General features: G+C 68.2%; 45 protein-coding genes and 2 pseudogenes. 39 read left to right on the top strand and 8 right to left on the bottom strand.

The annotated features are described in order from the left end of the window. Nucleotides 1-467 (top strand): HEAT repeat domain-containing protein (locus GYB83_RS23070; protein WP_371865363.1); only part of this gene is annotated, 467 nt, incomplete at its 5' end. On the opposite strand, the gene GYB83_RS24270 is transcribed toward GYB83_RS23070, so the two are convergent. Further along, entirely contained in the window at nt 424-666 is a 243-nt protein-coding gene (locus tag GYB83_RS24270; RefSeq protein WP_161897687.1) for a hypothetical protein, read from the bottom strand. The genes GYB83_RS23070 and GYB83_RS24270 overlap by 44 nt on opposite strands. Here GYB83_RS24270 and GYB83_RS24265 point away from each other — a divergent pair. Beyond that, nucleotides 553-855, top strand: coding sequence for a hypothetical protein (locus GYB83_RS24265; protein ID WP_503826513.1), 303 nt, complete (start codon nt 553-555; stop codon nt 853-855). The two genes, GYB83_RS24270 and GYB83_RS24265, sit on opposite strands and share 114 nt — an antisense overlap. On the opposite strand, the pseudogene GYB83_RS23060 reads toward GYB83_RS24265, so the two are convergent. Further along, nucleotides 830-1,400: pseudogene (locus GYB83_RS23060) on the bottom strand (TetR/AcrR family transcriptional regulator). The gene GYB83_RS24265 and the pseudogene GYB83_RS23060 overlap by 26 nt on opposite strands. Before the next feature lie 99 nt (nt 1,401-1,499). Here GYB83_RS23060 and GYB83_RS23055 point away from each other — a divergent pair. After that, a pseudogene (locus tag GYB83_RS23055) lies at nt 1,500-3,042 on the top strand (DHA2 family efflux MFS transporter permease subunit). A 79-nt stretch (nt 3,043-3,121) separates the two neighbouring features. On the opposite strand, the gene GYB83_RS23050 reads toward GYB83_RS23055, so the two are convergent. Then, nucleotides 3,122-4,159 (bottom strand): LLM class flavin-dependent oxidoreductase, encoded by a 1,038-nt coding sequence (locus tag GYB83_RS23050; RefSeq protein WP_161894165.1) that lies wholly within the window; start codon nt 4,157-4,159, stop codon nt 3,122-3,124. A 60-nt stretch (nt 4,160-4,219) separates the two neighbouring features. Between GYB83_RS23050 and GYB83_RS23045 the strand changes: the two genes are divergently transcribed. Together GYB83_RS23045 and GYB83_RS23040 are read left to right on the top strand one after the other, a co-directional pair. Next, a complete protein-coding gene (locus tag GYB83_RS23045; protein ID WP_161894164.1) occupies nt 4,220-4,720 on the top strand; it encodes an SRPBCC family protein in 501 nt (166 codons plus the stop codon). Between the two features lie 2 nt (nt 4,721-4,722). Further along, a complete protein-coding gene (locus GYB83_RS23040) occupies nt 4,723-5,268 on the top strand; it encodes a TetR/AcrR family transcriptional regulator (protein ID WP_161894163.1) in 546 nt (181 codons plus the stop codon). Here GYB83_RS23040 and GYB83_RS23035 read toward each other — a convergent pair. Next, the gene (locus tag GYB83_RS23035; protein ID WP_161894162.1) at nt 5,177-5,836 is read right to left on the bottom strand and encodes a helix-turn-helix domain-containing protein; all 660 of its coding nucleotides are present in this window, start codon (nt 5,834-5,836) and stop codon (nt 5,177-5,179) included. The genes GYB83_RS23040 and GYB83_RS23035 overlap by 92 nt on opposite strands. A 76-nt stretch (nt 5,837-5,912) precedes the next feature. Here GYB83_RS23035 and GYB83_RS23030 point away from each other — a divergent pair, with 76 nt between their 5' ends. Continuing rightward, nucleotides 5,913-6,872 (top strand): NAD(P)/FAD-dependent oxidoreductase, encoded by a 960-nt coding sequence (locus tag GYB83_RS23030; protein WP_161894161.1) that lies wholly within the window; start codon nt 5,913-5,915, stop codon nt 6,870-6,872. Here GYB83_RS23030 and GYB83_RS23025 read toward each other — a convergent pair. The 4 genes from GYB83_RS23025 to GYB83_RS23010 form a co-directional block, all read right to left on the bottom strand. Further along, nucleotides 6,832-7,683, bottom strand: coding sequence for an SCO6745 family protein (locus GYB83_RS23025; protein ID WP_161894160.1), 852 nt, complete (start codon nt 7,681-7,683; stop codon nt 6,832-6,834). The two genes, GYB83_RS23030 and GYB83_RS23025, sit on opposite strands and share 41 nt — an antisense overlap. A 135-nt stretch (nt 7,684-7,818) precedes the next feature. Further along, nucleotides 7,819-8,742: a hypothetical protein gene (locus tag GYB83_RS23020; protein ID WP_161894159.1), complete on the bottom strand. Its 924-nt coding sequence runs from the start codon at nt 8,740-8,742 to the stop codon at nt 7,819-7,821. Between the two features lie 276 nt (nt 8,743-9,018). Then, on the bottom strand, nt 9,019-9,432 hold the full coding sequence (locus GYB83_RS23015) for a hypothetical protein (protein WP_228461152.1): 414 nt from the start codon (nt 9,430-9,432) through the stop codon (nt 9,019-9,021). A gap of 60 nt (nt 9,433-9,492) precedes the next feature. After that, nucleotides 9,493-10,296 carry a helix-turn-helix domain-containing protein gene (locus GYB83_RS23010; RefSeq protein ID WP_161894158.1) on the bottom strand — a complete coding sequence of 268 codons (804 nt, stop codon included), beginning with the start codon at nt 10,294-10,296 and terminating at the stop codon, nt 9,493-9,495. A 192-nt stretch (nt 10,297-10,488) separates the two neighbouring features. On the opposite strand from GYB83_RS23010, the gene GYB83_RS23005 reads away from it, so the two are divergent. The 33 genes from GYB83_RS23005 to GYB83_RS22845 form a co-directional block, all read left to right on the top strand. Next, nucleotides 10,489-10,716, top strand: a complete 228-nt coding sequence (locus GYB83_RS23005; protein WP_161894157.1) for a helix-turn-helix domain-containing protein — start codon at nt 10,489-10,491, stop codon at nt 10,714-10,716. Beyond that, entirely contained in the window at nt 10,716-11,552 is an 837-nt protein-coding gene (locus tag GYB83_RS23000; protein ID WP_161894156.1) for a hypothetical protein, read from the top strand. The genes GYB83_RS23005 and GYB83_RS23000 overlap by 1 nt, the downstream gene beginning before the upstream one ends. Nucleotides 11,553-11,555: 3 nt before the next feature. Next, a complete protein-coding gene (locus tag GYB83_RS22995; protein ID WP_228461151.1) occupies nt 11,556-12,428 on the top strand; it encodes a hypothetical protein in 873 nt (290 codons plus the stop codon). Between the two features lie 5 nt (nt 12,429-12,433). Further along, nucleotides 12,434-12,682 carry a hypothetical protein gene (locus GYB83_RS22990; protein WP_161894155.1) on the top strand — a complete coding sequence of 83 codons (249 nt, stop codon included), beginning with the start codon at nt 12,434-12,436 and terminating at the stop codon, nt 12,680-12,682. Beyond that, nucleotides 12,679-12,861: a hypothetical protein gene (locus GYB83_RS22985; RefSeq protein WP_161894154.1), complete on the top strand. Its 183-nt coding sequence runs from the start codon at nt 12,679-12,681 to the stop codon at nt 12,859-12,861. Before GYB83_RS22990 ends, GYB83_RS22985 begins: the two co-directional genes overlap by 4 nt. After that, entirely contained in the window at nt 12,858-13,160 is a 303-nt protein-coding gene (locus GYB83_RS22980) for a hypothetical protein (protein ID WP_161894153.1), read from the top strand. The genes GYB83_RS22985 and GYB83_RS22980 overlap by 4 nt, the downstream gene beginning before the upstream one ends. Further along, nucleotides 13,157-13,369 (top strand): hypothetical protein, encoded by a 213-nt coding sequence (locus GYB83_RS22975; protein WP_161894152.1) that lies wholly within the window; start codon nt 13,157-13,159, stop codon nt 13,367-13,369. Before GYB83_RS22980 ends, GYB83_RS22975 begins: the two co-directional genes overlap by 4 nt. After that, nucleotides 13,366-13,695, top strand: a complete 330-nt coding sequence (locus GYB83_RS22970; protein ID WP_161894151.1) for a hypothetical protein — start codon at nt 13,366-13,368, stop codon at nt 13,693-13,695. The genes GYB83_RS22975 and GYB83_RS22970 overlap by 4 nt, the downstream gene beginning before the upstream one ends. Beyond that, nucleotides 13,692-13,856: a hypothetical protein gene (locus tag GYB83_RS22965; RefSeq protein ID WP_161894150.1), complete on the top strand. Its 165-nt coding sequence runs from the start codon at nt 13,692-13,694 to the stop codon at nt 13,854-13,856. The genes GYB83_RS22970 and GYB83_RS22965 overlap by 4 nt, the downstream gene beginning before the upstream one ends. Beyond that, nucleotides 13,853-14,056, top strand: coding sequence for a hypothetical protein (locus GYB83_RS22960; protein ID WP_161894149.1), 204 nt, complete (start codon nt 13,853-13,855; stop codon nt 14,054-14,056). Before GYB83_RS22965 ends, GYB83_RS22960 begins: the two co-directional genes overlap by 4 nt. Next, nucleotides 14,049-14,300: a hypothetical protein gene (locus tag GYB83_RS22955; protein WP_161894148.1), complete on the top strand. Its 252-nt coding sequence runs from the start codon at nt 14,049-14,051 to the stop codon at nt 14,298-14,300. The genes GYB83_RS22960 and GYB83_RS22955 overlap by 8 nt, the downstream gene beginning before the upstream one ends. After that, the gene (locus GYB83_RS22950) at nt 14,297-14,464 is read left to right on the top strand and encodes a hypothetical protein (protein ID WP_161894147.1); all 168 of its coding nucleotides are present in this window, start codon (nt 14,297-14,299) and stop codon (nt 14,462-14,464) included. Before GYB83_RS22955 ends, GYB83_RS22950 begins: the two co-directional genes overlap by 4 nt. A gap of 67 nt (nt 14,465-14,531) precedes the next feature. Next, nucleotides 14,532-15,452, top strand: coding sequence for a DUF7666 domain-containing protein (locus GYB83_RS22945; protein ID WP_161894146.1), 921 nt, complete (start codon nt 14,532-14,534; stop codon nt 15,450-15,452). After that, a complete protein-coding gene (locus GYB83_RS22940) occupies nt 15,449-15,712 on the top strand; it encodes a hypothetical protein (RefSeq protein ID WP_161894145.1) in 264 nt (87 codons plus the stop codon). Before GYB83_RS22945 ends, GYB83_RS22940 begins: the two co-directional genes overlap by 4 nt. Further along, the gene (locus tag GYB83_RS22935; protein WP_161894144.1) at nt 15,709-15,882 is read left to right on the top strand and encodes a hypothetical protein; all 174 of its coding nucleotides are present in this window, start codon (nt 15,709-15,711) and stop codon (nt 15,880-15,882) included. The genes GYB83_RS22940 and GYB83_RS22935 overlap by 4 nt, the downstream gene beginning before the upstream one ends. Beyond that, complete coding sequence (locus GYB83_RS22930; RefSeq protein WP_161894143.1) at nt 15,879-16,037, top strand: hypothetical protein; 159 nt, start codon at nt 15,879-15,881, stop codon at nt 16,035-16,037. Before GYB83_RS22935 ends, GYB83_RS22930 begins: the two co-directional genes overlap by 4 nt. Next, complete coding sequence (locus GYB83_RS22925; RefSeq protein ID WP_161894142.1) at nt 16,034-16,948, top strand: lambda-exonuclease family protein; 915 nt, start codon at nt 16,034-16,036, stop codon at nt 16,946-16,948. The genes GYB83_RS22930 and GYB83_RS22925 overlap by 4 nt, the downstream gene beginning before the upstream one ends. After that, nucleotides 16,945-17,793: a hypothetical protein gene (locus tag GYB83_RS22920; protein ID WP_161894141.1), complete on the top strand. Its 849-nt coding sequence runs from the start codon at nt 16,945-16,947 to the stop codon at nt 17,791-17,793. Before GYB83_RS22925 ends, GYB83_RS22920 begins: the two co-directional genes overlap by 4 nt. Beyond that, nucleotides 17,790-18,233 (top strand): WhiB family transcriptional regulator, encoded by a 444-nt coding sequence (locus GYB83_RS24175; protein ID WP_161894140.1) that lies wholly within the window; start codon nt 17,790-17,792, stop codon nt 18,231-18,233. Before GYB83_RS22920 ends, GYB83_RS24175 begins: the two co-directional genes overlap by 4 nt. Next, a complete protein-coding gene (locus GYB83_RS22910; protein ID WP_161894139.1) occupies nt 18,226-18,363 on the top strand; it encodes a hypothetical protein in 138 nt (45 codons plus the stop codon). The genes GYB83_RS24175 and GYB83_RS22910 overlap by 8 nt, the downstream gene beginning before the upstream one ends. Next, nucleotides 18,360-18,857, top strand: coding sequence for a hypothetical protein (locus GYB83_RS22905; RefSeq protein ID WP_161894138.1), 498 nt, complete (start codon nt 18,360-18,362; stop codon nt 18,855-18,857). Before GYB83_RS22910 ends, GYB83_RS22905 begins: the two co-directional genes overlap by 4 nt. Next, entirely contained in the window at nt 18,854-19,237 is a 384-nt protein-coding gene (locus GYB83_RS22900) for a hypothetical protein (RefSeq protein ID WP_161894137.1), read from the top strand. Before GYB83_RS22905 ends, GYB83_RS22900 begins: the two co-directional genes overlap by 4 nt. Beyond that, nucleotides 19,230-19,457, top strand: coding sequence for a hypothetical protein (locus GYB83_RS22895; RefSeq protein ID WP_161894136.1), 228 nt, complete (start codon nt 19,230-19,232; stop codon nt 19,455-19,457). The genes GYB83_RS22900 and GYB83_RS22895 overlap by 8 nt, the downstream gene beginning before the upstream one ends. Next, the gene (locus tag GYB83_RS22890) at nt 19,454-19,705 is read left to right on the top strand and encodes a hypothetical protein (protein ID WP_161894135.1); all 252 of its coding nucleotides are present in this window, start codon (nt 19,454-19,456) and stop codon (nt 19,703-19,705) included. Before GYB83_RS22895 ends, GYB83_RS22890 begins: the two co-directional genes overlap by 4 nt. Beyond that, nucleotides 19,698-20,426, top strand: a complete 729-nt coding sequence (locus GYB83_RS22885) for a hypothetical protein (RefSeq protein WP_161894134.1) — start codon at nt 19,698-19,700, stop codon at nt 20,424-20,426. Before GYB83_RS22890 ends, GYB83_RS22885 begins: the two co-directional genes overlap by 8 nt. A gap of 391 nt (nt 20,427-20,817) precedes the next feature. Then, on the top strand, nt 20,818-21,096 hold the full coding sequence (locus tag GYB83_RS22880; RefSeq protein ID WP_161894133.1) for a hypothetical protein: 279 nt from the start codon (nt 20,818-20,820) through the stop codon (nt 21,094-21,096). Between the two features lie 193 nt (nt 21,097-21,289). Beyond that, complete coding sequence (locus GYB83_RS22875; protein WP_161894132.1) at nt 21,290-21,445, top strand: hypothetical protein; 156 nt, start codon at nt 21,290-21,292, stop codon at nt 21,443-21,445. Further along, entirely contained in the window at nt 21,442-21,588 is a 147-nt protein-coding gene (locus GYB83_RS22870; protein ID WP_161894131.1) for a hypothetical protein, read from the top strand. Before GYB83_RS22875 ends, GYB83_RS22870 begins: the two co-directional genes overlap by 4 nt. A 542-nt stretch (nt 21,589-22,130) precedes the next feature. After that, nucleotides 22,131-22,472 carry a hypothetical protein gene (locus GYB83_RS22865; RefSeq protein WP_161894130.1) on the top strand — a complete coding sequence of 114 codons (342 nt, stop codon included), beginning with the start codon at nt 22,131-22,133 and terminating at the stop codon, nt 22,470-22,472. Beyond that, on the top strand, nt 22,469-22,969 hold the full coding sequence (locus tag GYB83_RS22860; protein ID WP_161894129.1) for a hypothetical protein: 501 nt from the start codon (nt 22,469-22,471) through the stop codon (nt 22,967-22,969). Before GYB83_RS22865 ends, GYB83_RS22860 begins: the two co-directional genes overlap by 4 nt. Continuing rightward, nucleotides 22,966-23,361, top strand: coding sequence for a RusA family crossover junction endodeoxyribonuclease (locus tag GYB83_RS22855; protein WP_161894128.1), 396 nt, complete (start codon nt 22,966-22,968; stop codon nt 23,359-23,361). The genes GYB83_RS22860 and GYB83_RS22855 overlap by 4 nt, the downstream gene beginning before the upstream one ends. 127 nt (nt 23,362-23,488) lie before the next feature. Beyond that, nucleotides 23,489-24,214, top strand: a complete 726-nt coding sequence (locus GYB83_RS23760) for a hypothetical protein (RefSeq protein WP_228461150.1) — start codon at nt 23,489-23,491, stop codon at nt 24,212-24,214. An 83-nt stretch (nt 24,215-24,297) separates the two neighbouring features. After that, nucleotides 24,298-24,671, top strand: a 374-nt coding sequence (locus tag GYB83_RS22845; RefSeq protein WP_228461810.1) for a hypothetical protein, incomplete at its 3' end; no start/stop codon positions are given.

The raw sequence follows: 24,671 nt of genomic DNA, 5'->3' as shown, positions 1-24,671 counted from the left end.
GTTTGCGAGAGGTCGGGCAGGCGTTGGACGATCCGTCGTTCGCCACCGCCGACCTGTGCCGATCTGACCGCCCGGCCCGAGCAGCGGATCGCGCGCGAACGGGAATCGTCGAACGGCTCCGACGGGTGGCAGACGCGGGGCCGGAGGACTGGGAGCAGGTGCTCGGCGTCGTCGCGCTGCTGGCCGGCCTCGAGTCGGACGACGCGGGCAGCAGGCAGCGGGCGGCGCTGACCGTCGCCGATGCGGGGGTTCCGCCGGACGCGTTGGTGCGGGCGCTGCTGTCGGAGACGGACGAGAACGTCGCGGGCGCGCTGCGGTGGGCGCTGTCGCGGTCGGACGCCGACGTCGTCCCCGCGCTCACGGAAGCTCTCGCCGATGCGGACGTCGCCGTCCGCCGGCGTGCAGTGCTCGCGCTCAGTGCTGTCACGGGATCGTCCGAAGCCTTGAGAAACCGTTGTGGCGGATGATGATCCAGTGGTGAGGAGGCGTGCGACGCAGGCGCTGGCCGATCGCGGCGACGTAGGGGTGGTCGGACCGCTCGTCGACCGAATCGTGGACGGTGTCGCGGACGTCGACGCCGCCGAGGCGCTCGCCGCACTCGGTGACCCGTCGTGCGCCGATCGGCTCGGGACGGCGCTCCGCGCGGGCGGCCACGGCCCGTCGCACGGATCGCGCAGGCGCTCGGCGAGATCGGCGGCCCCGCGGCCGTCGAATTGCTCGAAAACGCTTGTCGATGACCCCGATGAGGGCACGTCTGTGACGGCCAGTACCTCCTCGCCCAACGTCGGTGACGTTTCCCGGTCCGACGCCGGGAAACGTCACCGAAGTTCTACGGCGCCACGCCGCGCGCGATGAGGGCGATGACGTTCTCGTAGTTCTCCGTCATGACGGCGCCCGGCGCCATTGCCGAGGTGAGTTCCAGGCTCGTCGCGCCGTGGACGCACGACCAGATCTGCATCGCGAGCGCCGCCGGGTCGCCGTCCCGGATGACCCCTCCCACCTGGCCGTACTGGACGATGTCGACGAGCGCGGTGAACGCGGCGTCTGCGACGACACTGTCGGGTTCGCACTGCCCGCCGAACATCAGCGAGTACAGCGTCGGATTGGCGACTGCGAACGCGCGGTAGGCCCGGCCCGCCGCGAGTAGACGCTCGGTCGGGTCGCTGTCGGCGGCGGGCGATCGCGCGGCCAAACTCGGCGAATCCGTCATTGACGGCCGCCGACAGCAGTCCGTCCTTGCCGTCGAAGTGGTTGTAGACGCCCATCGGTGCGACTCCGGCCGCGGACGCGACCGCTCGGACCGTCAGCCCGGCGGGGCCGTCGGCCTCCAGGATGCGCCGGGCCGCGTGGAGCAGCGACGATCGGACCTGGGCTGCGGGAGTGCGTCGGCTGGCGGACATGTGGCCCACCTTACTGGAACGTTGTTCTACAAAAGTGTTGACATCGATGTAGAACGGCGTACTACTGTATTGGTACGTCGTTCTACAACGGAGGAACTGATGAGAAACAAATGGCTCGCCCCTCGCCGCGCTCTGCTTCGCGGAACTGCTCGTGATGGTCGACAACACGATCGTCAACGTCGCGCTCCCCACCATCAGCCGCGAGTTGGACGCCGGGATCTCCGGACTCCAGTGGGTGGTCGACGCATACACGCTGGTCTTCGCGGGGTTGCTCCTCACCGGTGGATATCTCGGCGACCGCTTCGGCCACCGCCGGATGCTGCTCGGCGGCATCGTCGGATTCGTCGTCGTATCGGTCGGCGCGGCCCTCGCCGGATCCCTCGGTGAACTGATCGCCGCGCGGGCGGGCCTCGGTGCGTTCGCCGCGGTCGTCTTCCCCGCCACGCTGGCCTTGATCGTCGGGATCTTCACCGATCCGAAGCAGCGTGCGGCGGCCGTCGGCGTGTGGGCGGCGACGTCGGGTGTCGCGATCGCCATCGGCCCGGTGCTCGGCGGCTGGCTCCTCGAGCACTTCTCGTGGGCGTCCGTGTTCTGGGTGAACGTCCCCTTCGGGGTGGTCGCTTTCGTCGCCGTCCTCGGGGTGATCGGACCGCGTGGGCTCGACGAACACGCACTGCTTCCTCGGTTCGACGCCGTCGGCGTCGTTCTGTCGATCGCCGGACTCGGGCTCCTCACGTACTCGGTCATCGAAGGGCCCGCCGCCGGCTGGGCGTCGGCGCGCACCATCGTCGGACTGCTCGTCGCGGCGGCGATCCTCGCCGTGTTCGTCGCGCACCAGCGACGCGTGAGCGACCCGATCTTCGACGTGATGCTGTTCGCGAACCGTCGGTTCGCGGCCGCCGCGGCGATGGTGGCCGTCGCGTTCTTCGCCCTGTTCGGATTCATCTTCTTGATCACGCAGTACTTCCAGGCCGTGCAGGGCTACTCGCCGCTGCAGGCGGGTGTCCGCACGCTGCCCTTCGCGCTGGTCGTCGCCGCGTTGTCGCCCGCGGCGATGGCCGCTGCTCATCGCTTCGGGCCGCGGCCGGTCGCCGTCACCGGAGCCCTGCTGATGGCGTCCGGCTTCGGTCTGGTGCAGTTCGTCGATCAGCAGTCGACCTACTTCGGGCTGATCATCTGGTCGATGATGCTGATGGCTGCCGGTCTCGCGTTCATCTCCGGCCCATGCACGCAGGTGATCATGGACGCGTTGACTCCGGAACAGGCAGGAGCGGGTTCCGCGGTCAACGACACCACCCGTGAGATCGGCGGAACGCTGGGCGTCGCCGTCCTCGGATCGGTTCTGACCTCGGTGTACGCGTCGGACGTCGCCGACCGACTCACCGCACTCGGGGTTCCCGCCCCGGCCCGAGAGATCGCCGAGCAGTCGGTGATGGCCGGCGTCGAAGTGTCCTCGCGCGCCCCCGCCGGTGCGGGCCCGGCGATCCACGACGTCGTGTCATCGGCGTTCATCGACGGTCTGGCCCAGGCGACATGGGTCGCCGTCGGCGTGTCCCTGCTGTCGGCCGCGGTCGGCGCATGGGCGCTGCGGGAACCGAGCGAAGACGTCGTCGACCAGGCGGTGCCGACCGCCGTCGGCTGATCCGCCCGAGACCGGTCTCCTCATCGATGTTCAGCGGCAGTACGCCGTCGGACGGCGATGAGGAGACCGATCTTCGGCGTCACATCCGGTCGACGCACTCCATGAGGGTGCGGATGGTCTGCCGTTGCCGGTCGAGGGGGCCGTCGAGCTTGGCGAGGAGTGTGGTGACGCCGGTGTCGGCGTAGGCGCGGAGGCGGTCGGTCACCTCGTCGGGGGTGCCGATGAGATTGGTGCGGACACCGAACTCGACCGGCACGGCTGCTTGGGCCGCCTCCTTGTCGCCGTCGCGCCACAGCCGCGCGACGGTGGCGACCTCATCGGCGAAACCGAGGCGGCTGAACGCGTCGGCGTAGAAGTTGGAGCCCGCGCCGCCCATCGCGCCGATCGTGAACGCGTAGCCGTCGGCGTGCCCGCGTGCGGCGGCGTCGCGTTCGGCGTCGTCGGCGACGAACTGCACGGCGGCCGGGGCGAGGATGTCCAGGTCGGCGAGGGTGCGGCCGGTGCGGGCGGCTCCGGTCCGGATCGGGTCGAAGAACACGTCGGCGGCCTCCGGCATGAACGCGTTGCCGATCCAGCCGTCGGCCACCTCACCGGTCAGTTCGAGGTTCCTCGGACCCATCGCGGCGATGTAGACCGGCAACTTCTCCGGAATCACCATGGGACGCAACGCTTTGCCGGTGCTGTCCGGAAGGGGCAACTGGTACACCTCACCGTCGTACGAGAGGCGCTCGCCCGCGCTGATCGTCCGGATGATGTCGACGGTCTCCCGCGTGGCCTGCACGGGCTTGCGGAAGCGGACGCCGTGCCATCCCTCCATCACCTGCGGCCCCGACACTCCGATGCCGAGGATGAATCGTCCCCCCGACAACTGCTGGAGACTCAGTCCCGACGTCGCCAGCAGGGCGGGGGAGCGCGATCCGAGCTGGACGACGAGCTGGACGATGAACGTCCCCAACGACACGCGCTCGGTCTTCGCGGCCAGATAGGCCATCGCGGTCAGCGCGTCGTATCCCCACACCTCGGGCACCCAGAGGGAGTCGACGCCCATGCGTTCGGCGTCCACGGCGAAGTCGACCGCGCCGGGCACGCGTGGATCCGTGAGTACTCCGATTCTCATGTGCGAGCTCCCTCGATAGTGGACTATGGACTAGACCATAATCCATAGAAGGGATTCGCGATGCGGTATTCGGACGGTCCGACACTCGAACTCAGCACGGTCGTCGAAGGGGCCACCCCCGAGCAGGTGTGGGATCTGATCACCGACATCACGCTGCCGGTGAAGGTGTCGCCCGAGCTCCAATCGGTCGAATGGCTCGACGGCGCCGACGCGGTGGTGCCGGGTGCGCGTTTCGTGGGGAGCAACGTGAACCCGGCGCTCGGCTCGTGGTCGACGACCGCGGTGGTCGCGGAGGTCGATCCGGGGCGACGCTGGGTGTGGAACATCGAGGGGTTCGAGCCCGGCCACGTGATGGCGACGTGGGCGTTCGAGGTGGAGCCGAGCAGCAAGGGCGCCGTCCTCCGGCAGTGGGCGCGGATGGGGCCGTCGCCGTCGGGCCTGAGCATCGCGATCTCCCGGATGCCGGAGAAGGAGGCGCGGATCGTGTCCCGCCGTCTGGAGGAGTGGAGGGTCGGCATCCAGGCCAACCTCGACTACGTGAACCGCACTCTCGGCGGCTGACGATGGCGGGTACTCGCGACGTGATGATCGACGGCGCGATCGAGCTGCTCCGCGAACGCGGTGCGGCCGGGCTCACCGTCGACGCCGTCCTCGAACGGACCGGAGCGCCGAGGGGCTCCGTGTATCACCACTTTCCGGGCGGGCGGGCCGATCTCATCGGGCAGGCGTTGACCGTCACCGGCGACACCGTCGAATCGGTGCTCGACCACCCCGACCCGGTGGCGGCCCTCGAGCGATTCGGGCGGTTCTGGAAGGGTGTGCTGCGGCGCTCAGGCTTCGACGCGGCGTGCCCGGTCGTGTCGGTCATCGTCAGCGACTCGGACGGCGACGCCCTCGACATCGCTCACGAGGTGATCGAGAGGTGGGCGGGTGTGATCGAACGGTCGCTGGCGGCGGCGGGCGTCGCGGACGCGGAGATCCTCGCGACGACGACGCTCGCCGCGATCAACGGCGCCGTCATCCTGTCGAGGTCGCGCCGGTCGACGGCGCCGCTCGACGCCGTGATCGCCGAACGTCGGGAGATGATCCGGGGGCGGCTGCGCGCGTAGACCTCGCTCGGACGTGCATCCGTTGGCCCTGCGCCCCGAACAAGCTCAGGATCTCGACGGGTCCGCGTCCGGCGCTGCCGAACCAGTGCGGGACGGTGGTCTCGAACTCGGCGACCTCGCCGGGGCCGAGGACGACGTCGTGGTCGCCCAAGATCAGACGAAGATGGCCGGACAGCACGTACAGCCACTCGTAGCCGTCGTGCGTCACTGGATCGGGGTCGCTCTGGCCGCGGGGGATGGTGATCTTGAAGGCCTGGAGTCCTTCGCGTCTCGCGGTGAGCGGCTGGATCGTCCGACCGCTGACGGTGCGTGGTGCCACGACCACCCTGGGGTCGGCGATCCGTGGTACCGCGATCAGCTCGTCGAGCGGGGTCTGGAGGGCGAGCGCGATCGGCAGCAGGAGCTCCAGGCTGGGTTTGCGTTCGCCCTTCTCCAGGCGCGACAGGGTGCTCACCGAGATGCCGGTCTCCGCGGAGAGTTCGGTGAGTGTGATGTCGCGTCGCGTCCGGAACTCCTTGATCCGGGGGCCGACGCGGTCGATGGCGTTCGTGATCGTCGGGTTCACCATGCCCCGACTGTCCTCCGCATTCCCTGTTTCGGCAAATATCTTTGCCGAAATCGGAAGGCTGTCGGACAGTGGGCGCATGAACGCGACTGCAGCAGACACTCAGAACTCCTACGACGTGGTGATCGTCGGCGGCGGGGCCGCGGGCCTCACGGCGGCACAGGTCCTCGGCCGCGCTCGGCGCCGCGTCCTCGTGGTGGACGGCGGTCGACCGCGGAATGCGCCAGCCGCCCACATGCACGGCTACCTCGGCCACGACGGTCTGCCGCCCGCGACACTCGTCGAGATCGGCCGCGACGAGGCGCGCGCATACGGCGTCCAGTTCGTCGACGGCGACGTCGCGCGCGTCGTGCCGTGCGGGGTGGAGCCGGGCTACGTCGTCACCCTCGGCGGCGGACGTGACGTGCGGACGTCGGCGATCATCGTCGCGACGGGTCTGGTCGACCACATCCCGGAGATCCCCGGACTTCGCGAGCGCTGGGGCTCGGAGGTCCTGCACTGCCCGTACTGCCACGGCTACGAGGTCCGGGACCGGCGGCTCGCGGTGCTCGGCGGCCTCAACCGCGACGCGTCGGTGCACCAGGCGTTGCTGCTGCCGCTGTGGTCGCGCGACGTCGTCTTCTTCCCGAACGGAGCCGACCTGTCCGACGCCGAACGCACGTCGATCCGGGCACGCGGGGTGGAGATCGTCGACGGCGAGGTGGCCGCGTTCGACGGCGAGGCGATCGAGATGGCTGACGGGCAGAGCGTGCCGCGCGACGTCGTGTTCGTCGGGCCGCGGTTCGACCCGAACGACGACATCCTGCGGTCACTCGGCTGCGACGTCGCGTCGCACGGATTCGTCTCCGTGGATTCCCGCGGTGCGACGAGTGTCCCCGGAGTGTTCGCCGCGGGCAACGTCGTCAATCCGAAGGCCCAGGTCATCACTGCTGCTGGAGAGGGTTCGGCGGCCGCGATTGCGGTGAACCAGTATCTCCTGCACGGCGACGTGGAGGCGGCTATCGCTTCGTGGTCCCAGGAAGGATCCCCGCGTCGATGACGGCCTTCACGTACGGGCGCATGCGGGCGATGAGGTCGCCGGCGCCTGCCCAGACGGTCTCGCCGAGCGCGTCGGTCGTGGCTTCGATGTCGTCGTAGAGGGCGGCGCCGTCGGACGTGAGGCGGTGCCCGTCGTCAGTACGTTCGGCGATGCCGCGTTCGACGAGGCTGTCGATGGACGCCTCCCACTGCTCGTCCGACCATCCGCGCGTCAACTGCGTCATCCGGCGTCCCATGACGCGGCGGCGGATCGTCGGGTCGGGGAGCGTCGCCTCGTGGAACGTGCAGGCGTCGATGCCGTCGAGGCCGTGCAGTACGAGGACGGCGATGTGGTTGTCGCCGCGCCATTCCCGCAGGATCGCGATGTTGTTCCACAGGCTCAGCAGGTTGTTGCCGTCGGGCGGGGTGGTCGCCGACCACGCCGCCGCCAGCGCGCGACCGCCCAGGGGAAGTCCCTCGGCGAGGCGTCCGAAGCCGTCGGCGAGTTCGGCGATCTCCGGGTTGTCGGCGTCGTCGCCGAGGATGTGGCGCAGCACCTCGTCGAGCATCAGGTAGCGGCGCTCGGCCACCTTCTCCAGGCCGACGTCGCGGGCCGCGGCCCAGCCCGTCGACACGAGGGCGGGGGAGAAGTTGTAGAACGTCGACGCCACGACCTCCGCGGCGGCGTCGCCGAGCGGCGCGCCCCGTCCCCCGAGGTAGAAGGCGTGCGGATCGAGTCCGGTGTCGGCCAGTGCCGCGCCGATCCCCGGATTGAAGTAGGCGACGACGTGGAACGGTTCGAGGGAGTCGTACGCGGTGCGTGCAGCGGTCATGCGTTTGACGGTAGCGGTCGACGGTCGACGAGGACGGCCCCACGATCGGTCTCGTCACTCAGATGCGCGGGCAATATGCCGTTGAAGGTCGATGAATCGACCGATTCTGGGCGCACCGAGCAATGTCCGGCGGCGTCAGGTGGCGCAGACGTTGAACTGCGTCTGGATGCGACGTTCGAGATCCAGGGCAAACGGGTCGGTCGTAGCGGACTGGGCGGAGCCGTCGTCGCAGCCGCCGATCGTCACGCTCCCGCGCCACCCGTTCTCGCTGGTGGGTGACGGGTGGCCGGTGAGTGTCCACTTGACGACGGTCGGCCGGTCTTTCGAACCGTCGGTCGTGCGGGCAGCGGAGACGATGGCGTCGTAGGCGACGGCGTCGTCGGGCAGGTCGAGTGACAGTTCGGCGATGCCGTCCCGGTTCATTCGCACAGCCGTCGGAACTGTGGGAAGGGCGGCGATGCGCGACTGCACGGCGGCCTTCACCTCGGCAGTCGTCGGTTCGACGATCCGCCACGAGGTGCCGTCGCGCCGCCGGCTGTCGACTGCGACCGTGAACGGCACGGCGACGATGCGGAAGAGTGCGTCGACAGTCGCAGTCGGGGAGTCCGTCACTGCGGGTCCCAGGTCGATGACGCGGTCGCCGGCGCTGCGCGCGTCCACAGTGCCCCACAGTGGTTCTGCGAGCCTGGTCGCGACGGTGTGCAGTGGGATGTCCGCCGTGTCCGACTGTTCGGTGAACGTCAGCGTCGAGGTGCGCGTCACCCGCAGTACGCCGACCGGGTCGTAGTCGGCGAGCGCGCCCGCCTGGGCGGCGTCGATACGGCGGGCGACGGCGTCCACCTGGGCGGGAGTCGCGGTGAACATGTCCACGGTCAACTTCACGTCGTATCCGGACGACCAGTGATTGTCGTAGTACATGTCGACGGCCGTCACACCCGGCATGGCGAGCACGTCGTCGTGCAGCGCGTTCGCTTCCTGAGTCCGGTCGCGAGTGCACGACGCGAGGCTCGTCGCACTGACCGCGACGAGTGCGGCGGCGGCGAGAGGTCGGAGGCGCATGCGCTGGAATGTACCCGTCGATCGTCCGGGCGGCGGTCGGCTGAACGCCGTGGATGGTCGGGGCTCGGATGTTGACGTACCCCTGCCAAAACGCTCTGACCAGGGGTTTCGTGGAGCCGATGACGGGAATCGAACCCGACCTGACATCCCACAAAATAGCCTTGACCTGCATGAAAGCGCTCCAGAGTGGGTGGAAATGGGTGGGACGCGACCAGCGGGAATGCCGCGCCGTGTTGACATGTCAACACCTGGCGGCCCGCAATGCGCCGCCGTCGGTCATGCCGTCCACGACCAGTCGCCGTCGGTGGCGGCCTCGATCTGTGCGACCTCGATCGGGTCGAGGTGCTGCATTCGGCACGCCGCCGCCTGCCGGTCCACCCACAGGTGGTCGGCGAGGTCGGCGACGGTCGGGTGCCGCAGCCACCGGAAGGCGTCGACGAGCTGGTCGGTGGTGATGAGCCGGCGTGCCGTCTCCCGCTCGACGGCTGCCTCGCTCGCGTCTGGCTGCTCGATGTGGATGATCTCGTGCGTGAGGGTGGTCCGCCGCTCGGCTTGGGTGAGGCCGCGGTGCAGCCAGATCTTGCGCTCCCCGAGGAGTCCCATCGCGTCGCCCGCGAGGCGGCGCGTGCAGTCGATGATGAGGTCGGGGTGGTGGTCGCGGGCCCACCGCCACGGATGCCATGCGTTCATGTCCGGCATGTGACCACACCCCGCCGACAGAAACCGCCGCGACCAGGAACTACACGCGTGTTATTCGTCCCAGCCGGTGTCCTGGTTCTCTTCGCCGATGCCGTCCGCGCCCTCGTCCTCGAACCCGAACTTCGGGTCCAGTCGCCGGGCCGCGATCGCATCGTCCGGCCGCTCCGGTAAAGCCTCACGCCTTGATCGACGCTCCGACAAGTCTGTGGGCTTGTCATCGTTCTTCTGGTCTTCGGTGCCCTGTGCTCGCGCGGCCGCCGTCGGATCGGCGGCGTCAGTGGCAGGTTGTTCGGCATGGGGTATCTCCTTCTGAAGTTCGGCGATTGTGCTGCGGATGACCACTACGGATGCGTCAAGGTCATCTACCGCTCGAGACTTGTCGGATGTAGAGAGGGATTCGGCCGCAGAGTCGAGCAGTCTCCCGGCCGCGCGGATGCGCCTGTCTGCGATGACGCTTGCGCGATCCGGCTGGTGGCGCATTGTCTCTTGAATGTCCGCGAGGTCTCCAAGCACAGACCTGTACCGGGATTCTTCGGGGGTGTTGTCGGGCACATCGACTTGGTTCGGGTCGATATAGAAGCGTTCCTCGCCGAACTCATCAACAGCCGCCAGTCCATCGATCGCGATCGCGGACCCACCACTCTTGATGCTGTCGAGCGAACCTGGCTGCCACTGGAGCGCCACCTCAATCTTCCGCAGCGTTCGGTCTCGAGGCCAGCGTTCGCCACGCTCCAGGGAGCGAAGCGTCTTCGGATCGACACCGGCTGCTGACGCGAGACCTGCAGCGTCCATCTGCAGACGCGCCCTCCGGTTCGCAACGATCTGGCCGACCTCTCCAAGCTGTCGTTCGTTCATGGCTCAAGTGTGAGGGGAACACCAAGGAACATCAACAGCGACACTTCAGGGAACACCACCTGCTAGAGCGGAAAAACACGAAGGGAACTACATAGATGTAGTTCCCTTCTGACGTGCTCAAACATGGAAGTTCCGCAATGTTCCCTCGGGCACTGTTGACATGTTCCCTATAGTTCCCTACGGTTGGTAACTATGAACGAAGACAGGGAACACACGGGAGCAGTGCTCCGTGCACTACGGGAACTCAGGGGCTTCAAGCCCGACGAGTTTGCGGGGAAGATCCGCATCTCGCGCCCCTACCTCGCCAACATTGAAGCTGGCCGCAAGCCGCTGACAGACGTCCTCCTGGCGCGCTCCGCAAGGGTCCTTGAGGTACCGCAGATCGCCATTCGTCGCCCCCCGGAAGACGAGGTCGCTTGATGGCTTCCGACGATATGGAGTTCATGCTTCGCGCGACTTCGTCGATCTGCGATCCCGAAGGTGCGCTTGCGCTCGACGAGCAGGAGCAGGTGATCGAGCGCGGCTTGCAGTCGTTCATCGAGATCGGGCGAGCACTGGCGACCATCCGCGACGGACGCCTGTACCTGCACAAGTACTCGTCATTCGAGGCCTACTGCCGGAGTCGGTGGAACCTCACCCGGAAGCGCGCCTACGACCTCATGTCGGCCGCGACTGTCGTGGACGGCATGGAAGCCGCGCTAGACATGGCGATGTCACCAATTGGTGACACCACGTTGCCCGCGAACGAGGGGCAGGCGCGTGAACTCGCCGGGCTTGATCCCGCCGAAGCGGTCGGCGTCATGAATGAAGTCAATGACGAGACCGGCGGCAAGCCAACTGCTGCCGCGATCCGTGACGCGGTTCGCGCTCGCCAGCAGATCACCGCAACCGACGAAGACGGGACCGAAGTCGGCGGCATGGTCGACGACCGTGATCCCGTGGACATGTCCGACCAGGACTGGATCGACGCCGCCTACGACGCCGACGCCCTCATCGAGGACGAGCCCGCAGACGAAGACCGTCCGATCACCGAGCCGTCGCCCGCCCCTGCCGTGCCGACGCCGCGCCGTCGGCCGCTCCCCGAATCGTTCGACACTGCCGTCTTCAACCTGAAGCGCGCCGTCGACACGGTCGCCCGCCTCACAGCGGACGACCGCCTGGAAAAGAACAAGGACCAGGTCAAGGCGTCCAACCTGAGTGACCTGGTCCGCGTCCGCGACGCCCTCAACGGCGTCATCAACACCATCGAAGGATAACCCATGTCCCAGCCCAACAACGACGACAACGTCATCCGATTCTTCGGCAAGCCCGTCTCTGCGAACCTGCTCGTCACACCGCAGACCGCGCGCCGCGTCCTCGCCAAGAACACCCGCAACCGGCCCATCAACGAACATCACGTCCAGCAGCTCATCCGCGAGATGGAGTCCGGCCGCTGGGTGTACAACGGCGAAGCGATCAAGTGGTCCGTCGACGACGTCCTCCTCGACGGACAACACCGGCTCACTGCCCTGTCACGGATGCCCGACGACTTCCCCGGCATCACGTTTCTTGTGGTCCGCGGCCTGCCCACCTCGTCGCAAGACACGATGGACCAGGGCCGCAAGCGCACCGCTGGTGACCAGCTCTCCATCGACGGACTCGTCGGAGCGTCGAGCCAGCGGATCATCGCCGGAGCGATCCGTGTCTACATCGAGTGGGTCGAAGGCCGATTCTTCGGCGACCGCGTCCGCAACCGCATCTCGAACCCGGAGATCGTCGAGTGGGCACACCAGCACCCCGTCGAAATGGCGATGCTCCGCGACATCGCGGGCGAACGCCTCCGCCGGATCAAGGCCCGCCCGTCGGTGACCGTCGCGGTCATGCTGATGCTCCGCCAGGTCGACGGCGAAGCGCAACGCGCGTTCTGCGAATCCCTCATCACCGGCGCCAGCCTCGACCCCGGGAACCCAATCCTCGCACTGCGAGACCGGCTCGAGCGGATCAACCAGCAGAAGGTCATCACATCCGACCGAGACCTCGTCGGATTCTTCCTCGTCGCGTGGAACGCGTGGCGTGACGGTAAGTCACTCGGCAAGCTGCAGCGCCCCAAGTCCGGAGCCTGGACCCTCGACACCTTCCCGGAGCCGAAGTGATGAGCATGAACGACACTGCACGATTCACACTCTTCGATCGTCCCGAAGTCAAGACGACTGTGGTTGACGGGGTCACCCACATCGGCGATCTGGATCGCGACGTCGTCCAGGAGTTCGGATTCATTGAGCCGCACGACGCGAGGTCCGACATGATCGGATCGTTGGGGCTCGACGGCCGTGAGTGCGTCGACCTGTACAACGCGCTCGCGGATCACCTCAATACCTTCCGACTGGCGAAGGCGGTGTCGGCATGACCGCGACGAAGCTCGCGTGGGCCCCGACGTTCCGGTCGGGTGGGGACGTGACGCCGCTGTCGGTGACGGTGCTCGACCACACGGACCGCGAGGTGCTGGTGACGGTGTGGGATGACCGCTTCGGCGAGACCGCAGTGTGGCGGGTCGCCGCCGACGCTGTGATCGAGGTGGCGGCATGAGCGACCTGGACCGCATTCACGCACTGCTGGGTGAGATCGCGACGGAGACGGTTCCGTGCGACGGGTTCGACGTCGCATTCCCGGCGCTCACGGTGTCCGGGCATGGCGCGGACGTGCAGGTGATCTACGCCGACCGAGACGAGTACCAGCAGCAGGATGCGCCGGAGTTGCGTGTCCGGCACTTCGACGACACGCCCTGGGCGTCGATCTTCGTCATCGGCCAGCCCGGCGAGTCGATCATCGACGTCCTGGAGCGGGCGGTCGTCTTCGTGCGCACGGAAACGCCGGTACCGCTGTGACCGCTGTGACCGCTGTGACCGCGCCCGCGATCGTGTCGCGTCGTGTCGGCGGCACGCCGCTCGACGTCGCCAAGACCACCGTCACCATCCACCAGCAGCAGGGGGGGCTGGTCGACGTGACGATCGACGACCCCACCCACCGCGACGTCACCACGAGGGTGACGGTCCGCGTCGACGACCTTCTCGCAGCGATCGGAGACCAGCAATGACATCTGCACACGTCACACACCTGAAGCCCGTCCGGCGGTGGCTCCGCGACTTGGGCGCTACGCACGTCGTCGTGGAGGGTGCACGCATCGGCCGACGGAGGATGTCTGTCCACTACGCGCTCGCGCAGGTCCGCACCATGCCGATCGTCGACGCCCACGTCAATCAGATGAAGGGCGTCGCGTCGATCGCCGGGATTGACCCGGTCACGCAGACGGTGCGCACCATCGCGATCCTGCACCAGCCGACGATCCGCATCCCGGACGGTGTCGACGCAGAGGGCCGCGCCGCCTTCACCCACCGACCGTGCGAGGAGGCGGCATCGTGACCAGATCACTCATAGACGTGGAGCGTCACGTCGAGGACGTCATCGAGGACTTCGACTGGCTTGTCGGCGGCGGAGTGTCGCCAGAGCATGCCGCGTCCCGCGTCGGCGTCGCCCTGTCGACGATCAGCACCTACCGGTCGCGGTCGAAGGCGGCATCGTGACCGCCGTCGAACCGGCCGTCATGTCAGAGCAGGCGGCGGAGGCGTTCGAGGTCTTCGTCGATCGCACGGTGACGCACGCCGCCCGCGTCTGCGAGGGCATGACCCCGCTCGCATCCCAAGAAGCATTCGCGCCCGTTCTCGACGCCTGGCAGGCATTCCAGCAGGCGCAGGCCAACCACCAGGAGGATCCCGATGTCTGACTTGATGGACGCGGCGACGATCGCCGAGCGCTTGTCGCCGCCGAATGGCCGGCCCCGGTCCGCGGATTGGGTGCGGCGGAAGATGGTCAAGGAATGGCCGCACACCAAAGTTGGCGGATTCCGTGGCATGACCGAGGCTCAGTTCCAGGAGACACTGGCTCGACTGAGGGTGGAGCCGAACCCCGATCCTGCCGACCGCCCGTCTGGCTTGTCGCCGCGGTCGCGGTCGAAGCGGGCGTCGTGAGCACGCGCCTGATCGACGCGGCGTGCTGCGACATCGTGTGCGGCGACATCGCCGGATACGCGCCCGGCCCGTCCGGGATGCTCGCGCACATCGCGATCACGTCGCCGTTCGGCACGCGTCTTGCGTGGATCGAATGCGACGACCTTCTCATCATCACCACCTGACCACCATTGCCGCTGGTCTCGCCCCGAAGAGGGAGCGGGGCGAGACCAGCCCACCGAAAGGACCATCATGACCATCATCACGGTCACCACCCAGCAGGAGTTGGACAAGGCGCTCGCCGACAAGGCGTGCACGATCTACGTCGAGTCGCCGGACGGCGTCTGGCTGACGCTCAACAGCTCGGGCAGCTCGCACGTCGTGGCGGGGGGCAGCTCGCACGTCGAGGCGGGGGGCAGATCGCACGTCGAGGCGCGGGACAGCTCGCACGTCGAGGCGCGGGACAGCTCGCACGTCGAGGCGCGGGGCAGATCGCACGTCGAGGCGTGGGACAGCTCGCACGTCGTGGCGGGGGGCAGATCGCACGTCGTGGCGCGGGGCAGATCGCACGTCGTGGCGGGGGGCAGCTCGCACGTCGAGGCGTGGGACCGCTCGCACGTCGAGGCGGGGGGCAGATCGCACGTCGAGGCGCGGGACAGCTCGCACGTCGAGGCGCGGGACAGCTCGCACGTCGAGGCGTGGGACCGCTCGCACGTCGAGGCGCGGAGATGCGTCGCCATCCACCTCCACTCACAGCGCGTCACCCTCGACGGCGGCGTCGTCATCGATATGACCGCGGTCGACATGACCGACCCCCGCACGTGGTGCGAGGTCCGCGGCGTCAAGGTCATCCCCGGCGAGACGACCGCCGACGACATCGCGGTCGTCTTCAAGGCGGTCGACGACAAGTGGACGACACCACGCGGCGTCGACTACCGCCCCGGCAGCACGCCGGAGGCCCCCGACTGGGAGCCCACCACCTTCTGTGGTCACGGCCTCCACTTCGGGGTGTCGCCGTCGCGCTCGGCCGACTACCTCCAGGATGCGACGCGCTTCGTCCGCGTCGGTGTCCTCCTGTCAGAGATGGTGCCGCTCGACGACAAGTGCAAGGCGAAGCGCGTCGTCACGGCGTGTGTCGCTGTCGACCGTGAGGGCCGCGAGGTGACGGCATGAGCACGCACGTCTATGACCAGCTTCTCGACGGCTCGACGGTCGTCGTGGACCGTGCCGAGTGGGAGCGACTGCACCCCGACTCCACGCCCGACCGCATGGACGACGACTGGGCGTACTTCGGCGCGGATGCCGAGGCGCGACTCACGGTCGACGGTCCGCTCGTTTGGAACGGCCGTCGCTGGGGCCGCATCGACGAGGCCGAGCGGAGCGCGCTGGACACGCTCCGGGCGGTCGCGTGGGCACGCGGGGCGACGTCGTGAACGCCGCCGCGGACGCGCTCATCGCCTGCGTCATCGGCTTCACCGGATGGGTGATCGGCGTCAGCATGGGCCTGCGCGTCAAGCCCGGCAAGCTCGACGTCCCCGACGACCACCCCGCCCTCGGCGGGCCGCTCGGCGACATCGTCCGCAACGGCAAGGTGCGGCGATGAGCCGCGACACATGCAGCTGCGCGTACGGCCCCGCCACCTCCTGGCGGCACGAGCCGCACTGCATGACCTACGGCGCGTGGTGCGAGGACTGCGCCACCGACACCCACACTGCCGATACCTGCACCAACACCATCATCGTCCGGGAGGCGTCATGACCACGGGCATCATCCTCGATCACGCGGTCGATCCCGGCTCGCCGGAGTGGCTGCGGCACATGACGGCGTCGAAGATCGCCGCCGTCGTCGGCCTCTCCCGCCACGACACCCCGCACTCGCTGTGGCACAAGATGGCCGGCACCACGCCGCCCGAACCGCAGACGCGGGCACAGACGCGGGGGCACGTGTTCGAGCCGCTGATCCGCGGGTGGCTCGCCGAGCTGCACCCGGAGTGGGCGGTCGCGTCGACCGGGACGTGGCAGCACGCGACGGAGTCGTGGGCGCTGGCCCAGCCCGACGGCGTCGTCCACGTCGACGGGCGGCTCGCGCTCCTGGAGATCAAGACCGCGCGTGACCACTGGATGTGGGCGCGTGACGGCGTCCCCGTCGCTTATCAGGCGCAGGTCCAGTGGCAGATGTGGGTGACCGGCGCGTCCCGCTGCCTGGTCGCATCGTGTGGAGGCGACGAGCTGATCGACATGAAGCCCGCCGAGACGTGGATCGACGCTGACGAGGGCGTGCAGCGGTGGCTTGCGCGTGAGGGGCGACTGTTCCTCGACTCGCTGGACCTCGGCATCGCCCCGGCCGCTGACTACCGCCGCACCGAGGATCGGCAGGCGTTGCGCTGGCAGCACCCCGTCGTTGTTGACGATCCCGGCGTCGAGATCCCCGACGAGATCGCCGGCGCCTTCCTGGCCGCGATCGGCGCCCATGACGTCGCGGAGTCGGCGAAGGCGGTCGCGGCCGCCGAGCTTGCCGCGTTCCTCGGCGACAGCAAGAAGGCGACGTGGCGCGGCGTCACGCTCGGCACGCGCCGCAAGGGCCGCGGCGACGGACCGCCCACATTCTCCACAGCACCCAAGCTCGCCGACAAGGCCAGCGACCTCCTGAAAGGACTCGAAGCAGCATGAGCACCGACCTTGCCTTGATTGGCACCGACTCGGCCCGCGAACTCGCGGTTAACGCGGAGCGGGCCCGCATGATGGCGGGTGCGCGTGATGCGCTCCCGCGCCAGTACCGCGACAATCCGGCCGCCCTTCTGGTGGCGTTCGAGTTCGCCGACGCTCTCGGCGTGCCCCGCATCAGCGCCCTCACGGGTGTGCACATCGTCGATGGAAAGCCGACCGCGTCGGCTGACCTGATCGGCGCACTGGTCCGCAAGGCAGGCCACAAGCTCCGCGTGAAGGGCGACGAAACCTACGCGGAGGCGGTGATCATCCGCGCGGATGATCCCGACTTCGTGCCCGACCCGATCCGCTGGGATTTGGACCGCGCCCGCAAGGCTGGCCTTCTCGGCAAGAAGGGGCCGTGGCAGTCCTATCCAGGCGCGATGATGCGCGCCCGCGCGGTGACGGAAGCGGCCCGCATGTGGGCGTCGGAGGCGCTGTTCGGCGTCATCTATGCGCCGGAGGAGTTGGGTGTTGACGTCGACGTGGACGGCGCGCCGATCGCGGATGCGCCGCGCCGCGTGGAGTCGGAGCAGGTGCAGCAGCAGCCCGCGCCGATCGCCGAGCCTGCTGCGCCCGCCGCCGAGCCGGTCCCGGCGGACATGGCGGCGCGCATCGCGGCGTCGGAGGACGCGGAGGGCTTGCGGAAGCTGGCGGACTTCCTGCCGCGCAAGTACGGCGACACGGACGAGGTGGCGGACCTGCTGCTGGCTATCGCACAGCGCATCGACGCCCTGACTGCGCCCGCCGAGCCGGAGCCGGAGCTGACGCCCGACGCCGACGTCGTGGATGTGGAGGTGCAGTCATGAGGCGCACCCCAGAGTCGACCCCGTGCCAGGGCCGAAGCGAGTTCACGTCGGATGACCGCGACGTCCTGTTGCGGGTGGCGATGGTGTGTTTCCACTGCCCGGTCCGTGTCGCGTGCCGTGAGGGTGCGGAGGCGCGCGGCGAGTCGTTCGGCGTGTGGGGCGGGAAGGTTTTCGCTCGCGAGTCGCGCCCACCGGGCCGTCCTCGGCGGTCAGTATGCGCTAAGGGTTTGCATGACCTGACGGACCCGGCCGCGGTGCATGTCGGCCCGAGTGGCGGGCAGTGCAGGGCGTGCCGTCGGGCCGCCTCGAATGCGGCGAAGACTCGGAAGCGGTTGTGTGAGTGCGGCACGTGGGTGTCGTCCGGCAATCAGGGGGCGCACCGCCGGACGGGGCTGCATGCACGCCGGATGCTCGCCGAGGCGGGTGAGGGCGGTGAGTGAACTGACACTGTTCGACCTCCCGTCGGTGTCCTCGTGGCGCTGCGCGTGTGGCGCGACCGTCCGCCGAGGATTCCTGACCCAGCATCGCCGCACGGCGAAGCACGCCCGACAGATGGAGGCAGCAGCATGACCACGATCGATCCCACCACCTGCAAGCCCGGCGAGGCGTACATGGTCCGCGTGGATGGCCGCGAGTCGATCGCGGTCCGCCTGGACGACGACAGCCGCCCGTGGTGGATCACCGCGGGGTGGCGCAGCGACGACCTCAACACCTGGCACCCCGACTCTGCCGTCACCGTCCTGCACCGTCTCGTCCCCGAGCCGGAGGAGAAGGTGCTCGACGTGCCGATGCAGCCGTGGGACATCCTGCGGGAAGCGGAGTCAATCGCGCGGCACCTCGACGGCATCGAGCGTTCCTCGATCCTGGCGCACGCCAACCACCTCGAACGTGAGCACCGCGCCGCGCAGGAGAAGGCCGAGCAGGACGCCGCGCGGGAAGCGCTGATCGTGAAGGCGGCTTCGGTGTCCGTCACGCATCCGAACGGCGCTGTCGTCTCTGTCGGCCTTCCGTATGCTCGCGCGCTCGCCGATGCTGGCTACCTCGCCGAGGCGGTGCAGCCGTGACCGCGCAGGACGTGATCGCCGCGCACCGATGCATGGGACCTGACCTGATCAACGCCGAGTCCGGGTGGGTGGGCGCGTGTACCTGCGGGTGGCGCGGCACGGCCCCGGTGCGGACACGGGTCGACTGGGAGCGCGAGCACGCCGGACACCAGGTCGACGCCCTCGCCGCCGCCGGGTACGCCGTCGTGAGGTCCGACTGGGCCGCCGGCCAGCGAGTCACCACGGGGCGAGGCCGCACCGCGACCAGCCCTGCCTACGTCGGAGTGATCGACGAGATCATCCCGACGTACCGGATCGCGCTCGACGGCGGAGGTACAGAGACTCGAGGATCTGACGGGATCACCGCCGCTCACGCCGAGGCGGGTGAGGGCCGTGGCTGACCTGGACATGTGGCCTCGCATCGAGGCCGCGATCTACGACACCAAGGTCGGTCGCGCAGACGCCGAGTGGCAGTGGCCCCGATGTCACAAACGCGGCTGCCAGTGCCAGAACGACATCGACTTCGTGTTCAGCCTGTTCACCAAGGCGATCGCCGACAGCGTCTACAAGGAGTTGCTGTGCAAGGCCGTCACCGAACCGGACGACGGCGGTGTGCGATGACCGGCCGTGATCCCGCAGTCGAAGCTGCACAGCGGGCGTGGGACGGCACCGACTGTCACGGGTTCGCCTCGCAGGGCCACGCAATGGAGTCCGCCGCCCGCGCGGCCCTCGCTCCGATCCGCGAACTGCACAAGCCATACCTCTGCCACTGCGACACGCCGCACCACGCGTGCGAAGGGTGCCTCGAAGAGTGGCCGTGCGACACCGCCCGACTCATCTACACCAGCGAGGAGCTGACCAATGACTGACGAGTTTGACGTGGCCGACAGGCTGTCACCATCCCCAAAGGATGATCAATCCGACGTCGCGTCTCGTGCCCGCGCCGCCCTCGACGGCATCACGCCCGGCGATTGGGCCACGTACACGTCCGACAAGGGGCAGATCGCAGTCGTCAGCCCTGACGAGAAGTTCTTCATCGCACTCCTGCACCCGGACGACTGCGACACAGACATGGGCCGCGCGAACATCACGCTGATCGCCGATGCGCCCACCCTCGTCCGCGACCTGCTCGCCGAGAACGAGCGGTTGCGGGATGACCTGCGGGTCGAGCGCATCACCACCCACCTGTGCGAGTCCGTCGACGCCGACCTCCGCGAGGCACGCGCCGAGGTTGAGCGGCTGACCGCCGAGCGGGATCAGGTGATCGCCGCGCATCAGCGGGCCGAAGCACGCGCCACCCTCCACCGCGAAGAACGCGACGAGGCACGCGCCGCCGTCGACCGCGAGGCCGACATCTGGCATCACCTGTCCCTCGCGGCTGGTGGGCCCGTCGGCACGCACGGTGACGCCGTCGACGCGATCGCCAGCCTGCGGCGGGAAACCGACCAAGCCGGGGCAGCAGAGCTACGCGTCCGGCAGCTGCACTCGCCCGTCGACTGCCGGTGCGGCTGCGGCAACACCATCTGCACCGAATGCCCCAGCGAGAACCACCCGTGCCCGACCATCCGCGCGTTCGACGGGGAGGCGTGATGGCTAGCGGCGTCGCACGTACACGAGCTGCGGGCAGTGCAGGCACTCGTAGAACACGGTCGCCGTCGTCGACCCGTCCGGAGGCGCCCCCCACGACCTCACTGCGTTGTCCCGCAGGATCAGCATCCGATCCGGCGTCGACCACGCAACACCGCACCGAGGGCACGCCGCCGGGATCGTCTCAACGACACCCCGCTCGGTCTGCCGCCACTCCGCACCATCCCACCAACACCACGCCATGCGGCGACGGTAGCGCCAACCACCGACAGAAGACGTCGTCGTGAAGTCCTGCACGCATCTCCAAGCCCTCGCCATCAATGCCGTCATCACCACGCTCGCGATCGGCATCTGCCTGTTCGCCGCGTTCTACCAGCCCTGAAAGGAGCCTGTCGTGACCACCACCGAAGTTGTCGCACTCGTACGCACCTGGCTCGACGACCTCCACGCAACACACGCCACCATCACCGGCCCCAACATCAGACCCCGACGCCTCGCCACCGCCACCATCCTCAGCCTCATCCGCACCCTCAACCCCATCAACGCCACCATCGTCAACGATGTCGCGAACGTCGCCGCAGCACCGTACGGCGTCGTCCGCACCGAACTCCGCATCGCCGACCCGTGCATCCGGCACACCACGTGGGAGCACCTCGGGGCAGGTGCAGCATGAGCCTCACCAGAGCCCAGCACGCCACCGCCCAACGTCTCCTCGACGACGGCTGCTCCTACCGGGAGACAGCCAGAACCCTCGGCGTCGGCCGCGCCAGCGTCATGAAAGCACTCCCAGGCTACGGCTGGACATACCGAGAGGCCGGTCAGTTCCGGGCGGCGACCCGCGACCGGGCAGCGGAGAGGCGGCCGGCATGAAGAAGCTTCTCGACCCCGACATCTGCCCGCACCTCACTCTCGACGCACGGGACCCGCGGCACCCGCGATGCCGCCAGTGCGGCACGCCGTGGCCGTTCGTCCACGCCGCAGGGCAGGCCGATGAACCGACACTCTTCGGAGGTGCACAGTGACCGCCAACGACGACCGCAGAAGACGCCTTGACGCGCACGCCCGCGGTGAGTGGTGCGACGCCTGCGGAACCCAGCAGTGGCCGCACGGTGACGAACCCGACGAACTCGTGCTGTTCGCGATGCCGGCAGGGGAGGCGGCATGAGGATTCGGTCAATCAAGCCAGAGTTCTGGCGCGACGAGACAATCGTGTCCCTTCCCATCAGCGCGAGACTGACGTTCATCGGACTCTGGTCCTATGTCGACGACAACGGCGTAGGGGATGCGCGACTGTCATCGATCGTCGCGGATCTGTACGCACATGACCTCTCATGCAATTTGCAAGAGACACTCCGGAGTGTCTCCGGAGACTTGCAGCAATTGCAAAACGCCGGATTGATCGTCATGTACACAGACCCAAACCAGGCTCGACGCGAACTCGTGTTCATCCGCAACTGGGACAAGCACCAAGTCGTCAACCGGCCAAGCAAAGGGCACTCCTACCCTCTCCCAACAGCGGAAATGCTCGACCAGGCAGACACTCATGCAAATTGCATGAGTGTCTCAAGAGACACTCCGGAGACACTCAGTGCTGGAGCAGGGGAGCAGGGGAGCAGGGGAACAGGGGAATCTCTTCCTCCCGCACTTAGGACTGAACCTCACCAGCGCGCGAGCGCGAACACGCGCGAGACGCGAGCCGAAGTCCGAATGCGCGAACTCAACGCCACAGCCCGCTCCGCCGAAGCCGACCGCTTCGCAACAAGCTTCAACCAGTGGGCCGGCGGAGGGATCCCGTCACAGACGCTCATCGAGATCGCCCAGGAAGTCGACACACTCCTCGGCGACCGCATCGACCCCGTGCAGATCGCCGACGGCATCAAGGCATGGCACGCGAGCGACCGGATCTACCCGTCACAGATCCCCAGCTTCGTCGCCAAAGCCGCCAGACCCGCCGACACACCCAAGCCGACGAAGGCGACCCTGCGGGCCGTGTCCACCCTCGACGACGCCGAAGCGCTCATCGCCCAATTCCAGGAAGGCACCGCATGACCCAGCAGCCGACCCCCGACACCATCCGCGCCGTCGCTGCCGCCATCAGCCGCGCCGAAATCCACGACGACCGAATGACATCCGACCCGGCCCGACTCCGCGTCTGGGCCGAGACATGCCAGCCGCACGGCATCACGGACACAGCCCTCGCCTGCCGTGCCGTCGACGAGCACTACACGCGGCCTGATGCCGACACCCTCCGCGTCGGAACATTCGTCGGCACCTACCGGCGCCTGCGGGCGATCGACGCCGAAGCCGACAAGGGCTCCGCGGTCGCCGCGCTCCCGGCAGGCGACCCGCAATCCGGCGGTCTCCCCATTGCCGCCGAGGGTGAACCGGTGTGGGCCGCGTACGACCAGCACGGCGCGATCGACCTGCCGTGCGAGACGTGCGGCGCGGGGGAGCGGGAAGCGTGCGTCAACCTCTCGACCAAGCTGACGCGCAAGATCCCGTGCACATCCAGAACTGCGCATGGGTACAGGAAGGCGCGCCGATGACGACGTTCACGATCGACCTGCCGTATCGGACACCGCCACTCACGCTCAACGGCGGTGTACCCACGTCGGTACCGGCGATGCGAGCCAAAGCCCGCCAGATTCGCTCCGTACGGGCTGACGCCGCAACCCTGGCCCGTCACACCAACCTGCCCCTGAAAGTCGCCCACGCGACGATCCAGCTCCACTACGCCCCATCGCAGACCAGGCACCGAGACCCGATCAACCTCACGCCCACCCAGAAGGCGTTAGTCGACGGCCTCCGCGACTACGGACTCGTCGAAGACGACGACAGCCGGTACGTCACCGATCTGATGCCCGCCATCCACCCAAAGACCGGAACCGGCGTCGGCCGACTCTGGCTCACCATCACCACCCAGGAGGCCGAAGCGTGACCGCCGAACCCGCTTGGTGCTGGGTCTGTGACCGCACCTGTCCACCGCCGCCCGTGTGCGGCACCGACTGCGACACCAGCCCCGAAGCCGAGACCGCCGACCGCATGACCCGAGAGGACCACAGCTAATGACCAGCAACCAGAGCGACCGGACGCTTGACCCCGCACGTTCGATGGTGTCTCGCGCGCACGAGCACTTGCAGCGGCACGAGGTGAAGCGGCTTCGTGAAGTCCTCGCCGGCGTGCCTGGCCTGGTCGAGGATCTGCTCAACGTCGAGTGTCGCACCGCACGGCTGTCGAAGCCGGGCATGAGCAAGGGCCACAGACCGAAGCAGCTCGGGTCGTCGATCCCGTTCCACATCGGTGCCGCCGAAGCGGCCGACCTGCTGCACGCGACGCTCGTCGGATGGGTGCGCGTCATGCTCGACCAGGGCCGCGGGCGGGGGCGACCCGCAGACGCGACACTGTCCATCGCGGCATGGCTGCACCGCAACGCCGAAGCCCTCGCTCTCTGCGAGGGATCGGCCGAAGCGCTCGACGACATCGAGTCGGCCGTCGCGGAGTGCCGGCGCATGGTGGACATTCCGCCGGACGACGAGGTCGTGATCGACCCGCGGCGGCTCGAAGCGGCGAACAAGTCCCTCGTCACCCTGTCCACCATCGAGACCATCGCGCGGAAGATTGGGGAGCCGGGACGCGGGCTGAACCGCGAGCGACTGAGACTCCTGGCGAAGCATCGGGACGTGAAGCCGGCGAGCGAGGACGGCCAGTCCGGGACCAAGTTCTACCGGCTCGGCGACGTGATCGACGCACACCTGCGACGCAAGGCGCGCATCAGCGAGAAGTTGTTGTGAACAGGTAGAATGAGGATAACGGAAAGGCCCCGGCGATCGCTGGAACGACCCCGGGGTGTGGACGAACTACGAAGGAGTTCGACATGGGAAAGACTAGCCGCTGGGTCAATCGCCGCGCGACCCACTACATCGATTCGGAGGCGGCGACCTGCTGCCACCCCGACTGCTACAAGCCCTCGTTCGAGGACATGGCGACCGTGATCCCGCTCTGCGAAGAGCACGTGTACGTCGTCTATCGACAGACGAACCAGATCCTCGGCACGCGGACCGGAGTGGACCAACAGTACGAACTGCTGCCAATGGAGGCGGAGTTCATCCCCGGCCCGTGCCCGGGATGCGGGACTACCGGCCTGCTCGTCGGACTGGCGAACGGCATTGTCGAATGCCGCGCTGGGTCGTGCACCTACTCGCAGGAGCGAACCAAGTTTGGCGCCCACCGCCGAAAGCTGATGGGTAA

The sequence above is a fragment of the Gordonia spumicola genome (assembly GCF_009932475.1).
GTDB lineage: Bacteria > Actinomycetota > Actinomycetes > Mycobacteriales > Mycobacteriaceae > Gordonia > Gordonia spumicola.
Note: the sequence above shows the minus strand (reverse complement) of the source record. Positions and strands in the feature narration are given on the sequence as shown.